This window comes from Rhodococcus sp. NPDC127593 (genome assembly GCF_042671975.1).
Taxonomy (GTDB): Bacteria; Actinomycetota; Actinomycetes; order Mycobacteriales; family Mycobacteriaceae; genus Rhodococcus_F.
Genome location: NZ_JBHXWI010000124.1, coordinates 1 through 10744 on the forward strand (window position 1 = coordinate 1; position 10744 = coordinate 10744).

Genomic DNA, 10744 nt, shown 5'->3' on the forward strand with positions numbered 1-10744 from the left:
ACACGGTCAGGTAGCCAGAACAACCACAACCGAAAACCACGAACCCCCAGCTCAACCGGGGGTTCGCTCGTTCTCATAGCAGTAACTTCGGACTAATAAGCTTCGTCCGTCCACAGGTGGAACAGCGCGTAGGCCCGCCACGGTCGCCACGACTCGGCGAGTTCCGCTGCCTGCCTGCCGGTGCTGACACCCAGCGCGCGTTTGAGGACGAGGTCGTCGGGTGTGAACGCGTCCGGGTCGGCCAGCACCCGCACCGTCAGATAGTCCGCCGTCCACGGACCGATGCCGGGGAGTGCGAGCAGACCGGCCCGGAACTCCGCCGGATCGGTGTCCGCGCCGAGGCTCAGTCCGTCGGACGCCGCGTCGGCCAGCGCGAGCACCGTCCTTGCCCGGGCGCCGGTGAGGCCGAGAGTCGAGCGCAACTGTTCGGGTGAGAGCGCCGCCAAGGTCTCCGGTTCTGGGAACGCGAAGAATCCGTCGTGGACGGGCCGGCCGTACGCGGACACGAGTCGGCTGCCAAACGTCCGGGCCGCCGCCAGCGAAACCTGTTGTCCGAGAACGGTCAGAACCGCTGTCTCGAACCCGTCCACGCTCCCCAGCCGCCGCAGACCCGGACGCAGCGCCACCAGCGAAGCCAGTTGCGGGTGGCGGCTCAACGCGGCGTCGATCGGCACCGGATCGGCGTCGAGGTCGAGCCAGCGGCGGACCGCGGCGGTCAGCGCCTCGACGTCTCCGGGATCCGCTGGTGTCAGGTACGCCTCGACGTACCCGTCGGCGGGACGGACGACGACGGACACCAGCGCGGGCCCGTGCGGACCGTTCACCACCCGGGTGTGGGTGCCGTCGGGGTCGTGTCGCTCGAGCCCGGTCACGGTGTGGGCGCGAAGCGCGCCCCACAGCGGCGCATGGGTGAACGGGCCTCGGTACGCCAATTGGACTCTCATGCGTCCTCGAGTCCCGTCACCCGCAGCGTGATGTTCAGTCGGCCCCTGGTCAGTCCGCAGTCCGGATCACTCGTGCCGGGAAACACTTTCGGCACGCCGTGATACGCGAAGCGCGACTCGCCACCGAACACGAAGAGGTCGCCCGACAGCAACTCGACGTCGGTGTACGGCTTGGTGCGGGTGGTGGTGTTGCCGAAGCGGAATGTGCACGTATCGCCGATGCTCAACGACACGACGGGTGCGTCCGATCGTTCCTCCTTGTCCTGGTGCATGCCCATCTTCGCGGTGACGTCGTAGAAGTTGATCAGCGCCGCATCAGGTGTGTACCGGTCGGCGGGCTGCCCGTAGGCCTCGTTCACCGCCCGACGGCCGAGTTCGACCAGCCAATCAGGCACCGGCGCGACACGGCCACCGCCCGCGTCCTCGGCGGTGCGCGAGTAGGAATACGGCTTCCAGTGCCAGCCGAGGCACACCGTCTGCACCGACATGCGGTGTCCGGTCGGCAGTTGCGCGGCCCGCATCGGGACCGGTGCGGTGGCCCAGCGCCGGCATTCGGTAACCAGGTGGCGCTGCTCGTCCAGCGTGAGCCAGTCGGGGACGTGGACGGCGCCGGGCGCCACCACAGTTCGGGGCCGGGGTATCAAGGCGGACATCACGGCTACTCGGCGTCGTGCAGGACCAGGCCGAGGGTCCGGCGGGTGCCGCGCCGAACGGTGCTGACACCGTGCCGTACCGGTCCCGTCGACCAACCGCGGGTCGAGCGCACGGGCCTGTCCCTGGTGGTGAAGATCAGCGCGTGCCCCTGCTGCAGCGTCGTCACCGTGCCCCGGGACTGCGCGCGGGCCCGCTGCTCGACGAGCATGAACTCCCCGCCCTCGTGGTCCACTCCCGGACGGTCGAGGCCGATCACCACCTGCAACGGGAACACCAGGTCACCGTAGAGGTCGCGGTGCAGCGCGTTCCAATCGTTCGCCCGGTAGCTGAGCAGGATCGGCGTCGCCCGTTTCTGACCGGCGTCGTGGCACATGCCCAGCCATTCGTCCAGGGTGTCCGGCCACGGCGAGGGATGTCTCAGCCTGGCCGCCCAGTCCCGTGCCACGGGAAGCAGTTTCGGGTAGAAGGCGGCACGGAGTTCGGCCACGACCTCCGGTAGCGGGTAGTCGAAGTACCGGTACTGTCCCGAGCCGAAACGGTGCCGGGCCATGTCGACGGTCGACCGGAAACGCCCGACCTCCTCGTACATGTCCGCGATCTGCCCGCACTCCTCGGCGGTCAGGATCCGCTCCGATTGCGCGCATCCCGCGGCATCGGTCTCGGTGTGGAGACCCTGCCAATCCAAGTCGTCCACGCGTTGCGTCAAGGTAGTCATGCCGCTGCCTCCAATGTCAGCAGAATCGACTTGGCCTCCGGCCCACCCGCGTACTGGCCCATACTGCCGTCGCTGCGGACCACCCGGTGGCAGGGAACCACGACGGGGAGCGGGTTGAGGGCGCAGGCCGTTCCGACCGCGCGCACTGCTCTCGGACTGCCCGCGGCCGCCGCGACCGCGGCGTAACTTGCGGTGTGCCCGTAGTCGATCTCGGGAAGATGATGAAGAACTTCGAGCCGAAATCCCTTGGACAGCCTGAAATCCAGCGGGATGTCGAAGCTTGTGCGCTCGCCGAGGAAGTATTCGTCGATCTCGTGGGCCACCCGGTCGAGCCGGGCCGGTGCGCGCAGGATCCGGGGACTGATCTGCTCGGCGAGGGTCTGCAGTACGGCGTCGTGATCCTGGCTCGGGAAGGCGACCCGCACCAGCCCGCGATCTGTGGCGGCAAGCAGAAGCGAACCGACGGGGGTGTCGAGTGTCCGGTACGCGACGTCGAGGAGCCCTGCCTCGGCGGCGAGGGCGGCGAGCCGCTCGCGCAGATTCTGCTCGACCGCGGAGTCCGACGTGGACAGGGCGTAGACGATGTCGGGGATGTTCATGTGATGTCTCCACTCACAGAGATCGAGAGGGTCTTGCGTAGCGCGGCAATGCCGTCGGCGGCGGCCCGCCGCGACGCGTCCGGGGAGTTGCCGAGGATCACCGCGATCTCGGCGTACGGCAACCCGGCCAGGTAGTGATACGCCACCGCGGCCCGCTGCTTCATCGGCAGGGCGCCGACCGCGTTCCACAACTCGGGGTCGTGACCGCCGGGAAGTCCGCGGTCGGTGGTCTGTTCGGGAAGCTCGTCGGTGGGGACGGGCCGCCGGTCGCGCGCACGAATGTGGTCGAGCGCTTTCCGGTGCGCGATCGTCACCAGCCACGCCTCGACGTTGCTCCCGGGACGCAGGTCGGGATACGCCCGCATCGCGGCGATGAACGTCTCCGACCAGGCGTCCTCGGCGTCTACCGGACCGACGACGGCCCGGCAGACCCGCAGCACCGTCGGCCCGTGCTCGGCCACGACGTCTTCGAACGGCTTCAGGGTCATCAGCTCAGCCGGAGCCCCGCCCGTTCCGCTTCGCGTTCGAGCAGGAACCGTTTGCGGTCGAGCCCGCCCGCGTACCCCGTCAGGTTGCCGTTGCTCCCGATGACGCGGTGGCACGGAACGATGATGCTGATCGGATTTCTGCCGTTCGCCGCCGCCACCGCTCGAACCGCGGTCGGGGTGCCGAGTGAGTCGGCCAGCTGACCGTACGTCCACGTCTCGCCATAGGGGATGGTGCGCAGGGCGTCCCACACCCGTTGCTGGAACAGGGTGCCGCGCGCAGCGAGCGGGACGGTGAACTCGGTGCGCCGACCGTCGAAGTATTCGGTGAGCTGGGTGGTGGTCTCGTCGAAACCTGCGGTGTCGCGCTCCCCGAACGTCGCGGGATTCGGATGATGCCGGTGTTCGACCATGTAGATGCCGCTCAGCACCCCGTCGACGCTCACCAGCGTCAGGGGGCCGATCGGTGAATCGATGACTGCGTGTGCTGCTCGGTCGGCATTCACGGTGCCAATCCTTCCAGGTGTGCGGGCCTCTGAAAGGTAGACGTCTGCCACGACCGAAACGTGAGGTGCGTGAGGCATCAGGCAGGATGGGCCGATGGCTCTCGTACAACTCGGCACCCGCGACCTGGTGCGTACCGTCACCGGGATCGCCCGGTGGTCGGCGGATACCGCTGAACTCGTCGTCTCCCTTCCCGGCCGGATCGGCACCCTCCTGGACCAGGTCGAGGTGCTGATTTCCCGCATCGAGGCGATCAGCGACGGCGCCGAGATCGCGGTGTCGAGGGCGAACGCGGTTGCGGAAGCGGCGGCCACCGTGGTCTCCGCGGCCGGGGACACGTCCGCGTCGGCGCAGACCCTCATCGGTCTGTACGAGCCGCTGGCAACGAAGGCCGCCCCACTGGCACAGCGCTTCGTCGACGACCTCACCGAGGAGGAGATTCACGCCGCGATCGGGTTGGTGAACCACCTCCCGGAGCTGACCCTGCGCATGGAGGGGCTGCTGCCGATCCTGGCCACCCTCGACACCGTGTCGCCGGAGATCCACCAGCTCCTCGAGGAGGTCCAGGGCGTGCGTCAGGCGATCCAGGGCGTCCCCGGGTTCAAGTTCTTCCGCAAGCGCGGCGAGGCCCAGGAGGACGAGGACTAGGCGCGGTAGCCGTCCGTTCCGGCGCGTCCGACGACGATCTTCGGGACCACCGCCCGCGACGACAATCGCAGCAGGGCGTCGACGAGTTCGACGATGTCGTTCACCTCGATCATCGCCTCCGGCGGGATCGTGTCGTGGATCCACGCGGACATGTCGGTGTCGACGTACGCCGGGGCGAGCGCGGTCGCGGAGACGCCGTTGCCCGACTCCTCCACGTTCAGCGTCTCGGTCAGGGAGATCAGCGCGGCCTTGGTCGCCCCGTAGACGGCGAGCCCCGCCTCGGCGTACACGCCGGTGATCGATGCCAGGGCCACGACCTTGGACCCACGTCCCGGGTTCTCCGCCGCACCGGTCCGCAGCAGCGGCAGCGACTGCTGCAGCAGGCTGAACGGCGCCCGCAGGTTGACTCCGAGGCTCTTGTCGAATCGGTGCAGGGGGAACTCGCCGATGGGGCCCGCGGTTCCCACCCCGGCGTTGAGTACCAGCGCGTTCAGTGAACCGAAGGCGTCGGCATGTGCCTCGACGACGCGTCCCGCCGACTCCTCGTCGGCGAGGTCCCCCGCGACCACGACGACATCCTTCGCGCCTGCGGTCCGCAGGTCGGCGGCCACGGACTCGAGCCGATCACGATCGCGGGCGGTGATCGTCAGCCCGTACCCCTGCTCGGCGAGGCGGGTGGCGATACCGAGTCCGATACCGCGCGAGGCGCCGGTGATCAGTGCGGTGCGACTCATACGGTCTGTCCTTTCAGGGCGCGCAGGCCGGCCGCGATGAATTCGGGCACCGCGTCGCCGGCCTTGTCGAAACCCTCACCCACGGTGGCGCCGACCCGGTAGCGGTGGTTGATGCCCTCGGCGATGACGGCGAGTTTGAAGTTCGCGAGCGCCAGGTAGAAGTTCCAGTGGACCAGTTCGCGCCCCGACGCCACGGTGTAACGCTGTGCGAGATCGTCGGCCGACGGCAGACGCGGGCTCGTCCAGGCCGCCGGTTCGCCGAGCACCAGGTCGAGAGCCGGATGCCGGTAGACGCACATCAGGGCGACGTCGGTGAGCGGGTCGCCGAGGGTCGAGAGTTCCCAGTCCACGACCGCCGCAACGGTGCTCACGTCGCCGGACGCGAGGATGGTGTTGTCGATGCGGTAGTCGCCGTGCACGATCGACGACTCCGACTGCTGCGGAATCGATTCGACCAGCGCGGCATGGAGGCGGTCGACGTCCGCGGAGTCCGTCGTCTTCACCCGCCCCCACTGGCTCGCCCACAGTTTGACCTGCCGGGCCACGTACCCGTCCGGGCGGCCGAGCTCACCCAGCCCGACGGCGTCGTAGTCGACGTTGTGCAACGCGCCGAGCACCCGGACCAGTTCGTCGGTGCACGAGTCGATGTCGTCGTCGGACAGCGCCTCGAGATCCGACTTGGTCCGGATCACCTGGCCCGTTACGTGTTCCACCACGGTGAACGACGCGCCCATCACACTGTCGTCCTCGCACAACGCGACGGTGGCGGCCACCGGGACGTCGGTGCCCTGCAGCGCCGAGGTGATGCGGAACTCGCGGGCCACGTCGTGCGCCGAGGGCGTGAGCCCCGCGGTGGGCGGCCTTCGCAGCACCCACCGCGAGGAGTCGTCGAAGATGGCGTACGTGAGGTTGGACTTGCCGCCGGCGATCAACTCGGCCCGCAACTCACCGTCGAGGGGAACGTCCGATTCGGACAGGAACTTCCGCAGCGCAACGAGATCGAGCCCACGATGTTCGGTCATGCGCCCGCCTCCCTCGCAGCCTTCTTCGCGGCGCCCACGACACGCTTGGCGATGGCCCAGCGGTGCACCTCGGACGGTCCGTCGTAGACGCGGAACGGTCGCACCTCGCGGGAGAGCCGGGCGAGGGGCAGGTCGCCAGACACGCCGAGACCTCCGCACATCTGGATGGAGCGGTCGACGATGCGGAAGATGGCCTCGGACGCGTAGGTCTTCGCGATGGACGTGGAGTTGCTCGCGTGGCCGCCCTGATCGAGTTCCCAGCACGCCCGCGTCAACAGTGCCCGGGTGGCGGCGATGTCGATCTCGTTGTCCGCGACCATCTTCTGGACCATGCCGAGATCGCCCAGCTTGCCTCCGAAACCGTCACGCTGCGCGACGTGGGCCACGGCGACGTCGTGGCCGCGGCGCGCCGCACCGAGCCAGCGCATGACGTGCGTCATCCGGGCGGGCCCGAGCCGGACCTGGGCGTAGGCGAATCCCTGATCCACCTCGCCGAGGACCCCACTGTCGGGGACGAACAGATCCTCGAAGAACACCTCGCAGTGCCCACCGATCATCGCCCGGTCGAGGGTGTCGATGTGACGCCCCACCCTCAGCCCCTCGGCGTCGGCCGGCGTGAGGAACATCGTGGCGCCGCCGCGGTCGCCGGGAACGCCGGACGTGCGGGCGAAGATGATGAAGAACCCTGCGCCGTCAGCGCCGGTGATGAAGTACTTGTGGCCGTTGATCTTCCACCCGCCCGGCACCTTCTCGGCGCGCGTGGTCAGCGCCGAGGGGTCGGAGCCGGCGCCGGGCGACGGTTCGGTCATGGCGAACGCCGACCGCATGTCGCCGTGCGCCAGCGGGGCGAGGAACCGCTCCTTCTGCTCGGGGCTGGCGATGTGCGCGAGCATGTGGACGTTGCCCTCGTCGGGCGCCCCGATGTTCAGAGCGGTCGGACCGAACAGCGAGTATCCCGCAGCCTCGAACACCGGCGCGCGATCGGTCATGTTCAGGCCGTGCCCGCCGTACTCGACGGGCGCGTGCGGGGCGAAGACACCGGCGTCCTTGGCTGCCTTCTGCAGCTCGACGCGCAGGGTGTCGCCGCCGGCCGCTGTGATGTCGCCGCCGTGCTCGTCCTCGATGGGCAGCACGACTTCGCGGGTGAACGCCTCGGTCTTCTCGACGAGCGCGGTCACCTCGGGTGCGTAGGACAGATCGATCGCCACAACTACCTCCAGTCAGTACGACGACTCCGGTACCGACCGATCACTCGCTCGGTCGAAGTCGTCCCCGACAATTCCACACGTTCGGAAGCCGGTCAAGACTCAGTCGGACGCGCCGACCGTGCTCCTCGCGATCGCCAGGTACCGCTCGACCAGTTCGTCGGGCGACAGCGGCCCGTCCTCCCGGTACCAGGTGGACACCGCGACGCACATCGTGACGACGGCACGGCTCGCGTCCTCCGGGAACGGCGTCCGGAACAGCCCGGCCGCCACCCCCTCGCGGACGATGTCGTCCAGCATCTCCTGCTGCTCGTCGCGCAGCGCAATGTACGCCTTCCGGCTCTCCGGTTCCATGCTCCGCGTCTCCCGGGACGCGACGAAGGCCTGCTCACGCCGGTACATGTGGAACCGCAGCAGCGACTCGACGACCGCGTCGAACCGCTCGCCCGGTGTCGGACCCGCCTCGGCCACCGCCGCGTGGCTGCGATCGAGGAGTTCGCGCATTACCGCGTTCGTCAGCCCCACCAGCAGCGCCTGCTTGGAGGGGTAATGGTGATAGAGACCGGGGACCGACAGACCGGCGCGGGACGCGATCTCACGGATCGACGCACCGTCGTACCCCTTCTCGACGAACGCCGCCAGCGCCGCGGCCAGAACTTTGGACAAACCCTGGTCGGTGTACTCACGCCAGGAACTACCGCGCTGGGTGCCCTCTACCGTCATGGGTCCTACGGTAGAACAGGCACCCGCCGCTCCCCTGCTGTGGTCGCGGGAGTTGACTAGAGTCGAACGAGGTCGCCCAGATCGACAGCCTTCTCCGACAGAGAGCCAGGGACCACCTGATGATCCACGTCCGTCACTCTGCGATCGCAGCCGTGCCCATCCACGTGGCCTTCGCGTACATCGACGACTACCGGACGGTCCCCGACTGGATGTTCGGAGTCTCGGAGTTCCGTCCGATCGGGGAATTCGACCAGGGGATGGAGTCGACATTCGACGCCGCGATCCACATCGGCCCCAGCACGCTGCGGTCCCGGCTCGAGGTCACCGAGTGGGAGCAGGACCGGGTCATCACCTTGGCGTCGCTCGACGGCGCCGCCAACTCCTCCACCTGGGAGTTCACCGCTCACGGTGAGGACAAGACCGAGATCAGCGTGGACTTCGCGTACAAACTCCCCGGCGGTCTCACCGGCAAGGCCCTCGGTCTCATCGTCGAACCGTTCGTCGAAACGGCCGTGAAGAACACCGAGGCGACCTTGCGGCACAACCTCGAGGAGCTGTACGCGAAGCGCAACCGCTAGCGTCCGGGCAGGAAAGCCAGCCGTCCGACGGTTGTCCCCTCGCCGAGTCGCGCGATGCCGTCCGCGACGTCGGTGAGCCCGAGCCGCTCACTGATCATCGGCTTGATCTCGCCGGCCGCCGCCATCCTCGTCAGCTCTTCGTGACACTCCCGGATCGCGGCGGGGTTGTAGGCGTTGTACAGCCCCCAGTGCAGCCCGATGATCGAGTAGTTCTTGATCAGCGCATGGTTCAGCCCGGGCGACGGGATGGTGCCACTCGCGAATCCGATCACGATGATGCGGCCCTCGAACGCGATGCACTTGGTGGACTTCATGTAGGAGTCGCCGCCCACCGGATCGAACACGACGTCGGCACCGCGACCGTCCGTGAAGTCCTTCACTGCCTGGACGAAGTCTTCGCTGTGCCGGTCGATCACCAGGTCGGCACCGAGTTCCCGCGTGTAGGCCGCCTTCTCGGGCCCGCCGACGACGCCGATCACCTTGGCGCCTGCCGCCTTACCCAGCTGCACGGCCGCGCTGCCCACACCACCTGCCGCAGCCTGCACGAGCAGGGTTTCGCCGGGCTGGATCTGCGTCCTGCGGTGCAGCGCAAACCATCCCGTCTGGTACCCGATCGACAGCGCCGACGCCTCGGCGTCGTCGAGGGCCTCCGGAGCGGGGAACGCGGTGGCCGAGGACATGACGGCCAACTCGGCGAACCCGCCGTTCGGCAGGCTCGGCATGCCGATCACCCGATCGCCGATGGAGAACTCGGTGACACTCTCGCCCAGGCCCACCACCTCGCCGCACAGCTCCACACCGGGAGTGAACGGAAGCGGCGGCTTGATCTGGTACTCACCGCGGCACAACAGCACGTCCGGGAAGTTGGCGGCCGCCGAGAGCACCTTGACGAGCAACTCCCCCGGCTTCGGTTCGAGGTCGGGGACGTCCTCGAACGTCAGAACGTCCCTCGGCTGCCCCAATTCGTGTACACGCCACGCCTTCATCGATCAGTCCTTCGGTCCACCGGCGACGTAGACGACCTGACCCGACACGAATCCGGCGCCCTCGCTGACGAAGAACGACGCGGTGTGCGCGATGTCCTCGGGCTGCCCGACGCGGTTCACCGGGATCTGCGACGCCGCCGCCTTCTTGAAGTCCTCGAAGCCGACACCCACCCGCTCGGCGGTCGCGGCGGTCATCTCGGTCTCGATGAAGCCGGGCGCGATCGCGTTCGCGGTGACGCCGAACTTGCCGAGCTCGAATGCCAGCGTCTTGGTGAAGCCCTGCATGCCGGCCTTGGCGGCCGAGTAGTTGACCTGCCCGCGGTTACCCAGCGCAGAGGTGCTCGAGAGGTTCACGATGCGCCCGAACTTGGCGTCCACCATGTACTTCTGCACGGCCCGCGACATCAGGAACGCACCGCGCAGGTGCACGTTCATCACGGCGTCCCAGTCGTCGACGGTCATCTTGAACAGCAGGTTGTCGCGGGTGATTCCGGCGTTGTTGATCAGGATCGTCGGGGCGCCCAGTTCATTCGCCACCCGCTCGACAGCCGCAGCGACCGACGCCTCGTCGGCGACGTTCGCGCCCACGGCCAGCGCTTCGCCGCCGGCGGACTTGATCGCGTCGACGGTGCCGGCACACGCGGCCTCGTCGAGGTCGAGGACGGCGACCGCGTAGCCGTCGTCGGCCAGCCGCTTCGCGACGGCGGCACCGATTCCCCGGGCGGATCCGGTGACGATGGCGGTTCTACGTTCCTGGCTCACTTGTTTCCTCCATGCTGATTGTTCTCGGTCTTCGTACGGTATTTACGCAGTTCTCTTCTCGCGATGGACATCTTGTGGACCTCGTCCGGTCCGTCCGCCAGGCGCAGCGTGCGCAGGTGCGCCCAGGCCATGGCGAGCGGGAAGTCGTCGGTGACCCCCGCCCCACCGTGCACCTGAATCGCCCG

15 protein-coding genes are annotated in these 10744 nt (G+C 68.3%); 2 read left to right on the forward strand and 13 right to left on the reverse strand.

The annotated features are described in order from the left end of the window. Positions 1-92: 92 nt before the first annotated feature. The 6 genes from ACFVJ3_RS48315 to ACFVJ3_RS48340 are packed head-to-tail and all read right to left on the reverse strand — an operon-like array spanning position 93 to position 3903. On the reverse strand, positions 93-944 hold the full coding sequence (locus ACFVJ3_RS48315; RefSeq protein WP_378458841.1) for a DNA-3-methyladenine glycosylase family protein: 852 nt from the start codon (positions 942-944) through the stop codon (positions 93-95). Next, a complete protein-coding gene (locus ACFVJ3_RS48320) occupies positions 941-1597 on the reverse strand; it encodes an alpha-ketoglutarate-dependent dioxygenase AlkB family protein (RefSeq protein ID WP_378458842.1) in 657 nt (218 codons plus the stop codon). The genes ACFVJ3_RS48315 and ACFVJ3_RS48320 overlap by 4 nt, the downstream gene beginning before the upstream one ends. A 5-nt stretch (positions 1598-1602) precedes the next feature. After that, positions 1603-2313 (reverse strand): 2OG-Fe(II) oxygenase, encoded by a 711-nt coding sequence (locus tag ACFVJ3_RS48325; protein ID WP_378458843.1) that lies wholly within the window; start codon positions 2311-2313, stop codon positions 1603-1605. Next, complete coding sequence (locus ACFVJ3_RS48330) at positions 2310-2912, reverse strand: methylated-DNA--[protein]-cysteine S-methyltransferase (RefSeq protein WP_378458844.1); 603 nt, start codon at positions 2910-2912, stop codon at positions 2310-2312. Before ACFVJ3_RS48330 ends, ACFVJ3_RS48325 begins: the two co-directional genes overlap by 4 nt. Next, positions 2909-3400, reverse strand: coding sequence for an RNA polymerase sigma factor (locus ACFVJ3_RS48335; RefSeq protein WP_378458845.1), 492 nt, complete (start codon positions 3398-3400; stop codon positions 2909-2911). Before ACFVJ3_RS48335 ends, ACFVJ3_RS48330 begins: the two co-directional genes overlap by 4 nt. Further along, entirely contained in the window at positions 3400-3903 is a 504-nt protein-coding gene (locus tag ACFVJ3_RS48340; protein WP_378458846.1) for a methylated-DNA--[protein]-cysteine S-methyltransferase, read from the reverse strand. Before ACFVJ3_RS48340 ends, ACFVJ3_RS48335 begins: the two co-directional genes overlap by 1 nt. A 94-nt stretch (positions 3904-3997) precedes the next feature. Here ACFVJ3_RS48340 and ACFVJ3_RS48345 point away from each other — a divergent pair, with 94 nt between their 5' ends. Next, positions 3998-4549: a ribulose 1,5-bisphosphate carboxylase large subunit gene (locus tag ACFVJ3_RS48345; RefSeq protein WP_378458847.1), complete on the forward strand. Its 552-nt coding sequence runs from the start codon at positions 3998-4000 to the stop codon at positions 4547-4549. On the opposite strand, the gene ACFVJ3_RS48350 is transcribed toward ACFVJ3_RS48345, so the two are convergent. From ACFVJ3_RS48350 to ACFVJ3_RS48365, 4 genes are all read right to left on the reverse strand, one after another. Beyond that, positions 4546-5283 (reverse strand): SDR family NAD(P)-dependent oxidoreductase, encoded by a 738-nt coding sequence (locus tag ACFVJ3_RS48350; RefSeq protein WP_378458848.1) that lies wholly within the window; start codon positions 5281-5283, stop codon positions 4546-4548. The two genes, ACFVJ3_RS48345 and ACFVJ3_RS48350, sit on opposite strands and share 4 nt — an antisense overlap. Then, positions 5280-6305, reverse strand: a complete 1026-nt coding sequence (locus ACFVJ3_RS48355) for a phosphotransferase family protein (protein ID WP_378458849.1) — start codon at positions 6303-6305, stop codon at positions 5280-5282. Before ACFVJ3_RS48355 ends, ACFVJ3_RS48350 begins: the two co-directional genes overlap by 4 nt. Continuing rightward, entirely contained in the window at positions 6302-7513 is a 1212-nt protein-coding gene (locus ACFVJ3_RS48360; RefSeq protein ID WP_378458850.1) for an acyl-CoA dehydrogenase family protein, read from the reverse strand. The genes ACFVJ3_RS48355 and ACFVJ3_RS48360 overlap by 4 nt, the downstream gene beginning before the upstream one ends. A gap of 99 nt (positions 7514-7612) precedes the next feature. Continuing rightward, positions 7613-8233, reverse strand: a complete 621-nt coding sequence (locus ACFVJ3_RS48365; RefSeq protein WP_378458851.1) for a TetR/AcrR family transcriptional regulator — start codon at positions 8231-8233, stop codon at positions 7613-7615. A gap of 119 nt (positions 8234-8352) precedes the next feature. Here ACFVJ3_RS48365 and ACFVJ3_RS48370 point away from each other — a divergent pair, with 119 nt between their 5' ends. After that, positions 8353-8811, forward strand: a complete 459-nt coding sequence (locus ACFVJ3_RS48370) for an SRPBCC family protein (protein ID WP_005251449.1) — start codon at positions 8353-8355, stop codon at positions 8809-8811. Here the strand turns inward: ACFVJ3_RS48370 and ACFVJ3_RS48375 are convergent. From ACFVJ3_RS48375 to ACFVJ3_RS48385, 3 genes are all read right to left on the reverse strand, one after another. Next, positions 8808-9797 (reverse strand): NADPH:quinone oxidoreductase family protein, encoded by a 990-nt coding sequence (locus tag ACFVJ3_RS48375; protein ID WP_378458852.1) that lies wholly within the window; start codon positions 9795-9797, stop codon positions 8808-8810. The genes ACFVJ3_RS48370 and ACFVJ3_RS48375 overlap by 4 nt on opposite strands. Positions 9798-9800: 3 nt before the next feature. Further along, positions 9801-10559, reverse strand: coding sequence for a 3-oxoacyl-ACP reductase FabG (gene fabG, locus ACFVJ3_RS48380; protein WP_164062969.1), 759 nt, complete (start codon positions 10557-10559; stop codon positions 9801-9803). Then, a partial coding sequence (locus tag ACFVJ3_RS48385) for an acyl-CoA dehydrogenase family protein (protein ID WP_378458853.1) occupies positions 10556-10744 on the reverse strand: 189 nt, incomplete at its 5' end. The genes fabG and ACFVJ3_RS48385, both read right to left, overlap by 4 nt.

Coding starts and splice junctions, on each gene's coding strand:
- ACFVJ3_RS48325 (WP_378458843.1), bottom strand. CDS start 2,313: ATGACTACCTTGACGCAACGCGTGGACGACTTGGATTGGCAGGGTCTC.
- ACFVJ3_RS48345 (WP_378458847.1), top strand. CDS start 3,998: ATGGCTCTCGTACAACTCGGCACCCGCGACCTGGTGCGTACCGTCACC.
- ACFVJ3_RS48350 (WP_378458848.1), bottom strand. CDS start 5,283: ATGAGTCGCACCGCACTGATCACCGGCGCCTCGCGCGGTATCGGACTC.
- ACFVJ3_RS48315 (WP_378458841.1), bottom strand. CDS start 944: ATGAGAGTCCAATTGGCGTACCGAGGCCCGTTCACCCATGCGCCGCTG.
- ACFVJ3_RS48335 (WP_378458845.1), bottom strand. CDS start 3,400: ATGACCCTGAAGCCGTTCGAAGACGTCGTGGCCGAGCACGGGCCGACG.
- ACFVJ3_RS48365 (WP_378458851.1), bottom strand. CDS start 8,233: ATGACGGTAGAGGGCACCCAGCGCGGTAGTTCCTGGCGTGAGTACACC.
- ACFVJ3_RS48370 (WP_005251449.1), top strand. CDS start 8,353: ATGATCCACGTCCGTCACTCTGCGATCGCAGCCGTGCCCATCCACGTG.
- ACFVJ3_RS48355 (WP_378458849.1), bottom strand. CDS start 6,305: ATGACCGAACATCGTGGGCTCGATCTCGTTGCGCTGCGGAAGTTCCTG.
- ACFVJ3_RS48330 (WP_378458844.1), bottom strand. CDS start 2,912: ATGAACATCCCCGACATCGTCTACGCCCTGTCCACGTCGGACTCCGCG.
- ACFVJ3_RS48375 (WP_378458852.1), bottom strand. CDS start 9,797: ATGAAGGCGTGGCGTGTACACGAATTGGGGCAGCCGAGGGACGTTCTG.
- ACFVJ3_RS48320 (WP_378458842.1), bottom strand. CDS start 1,597: ATGTCCGCCTTGATACCCCGGCCCCGAACTGTGGTGGCGCCCGGCGCC.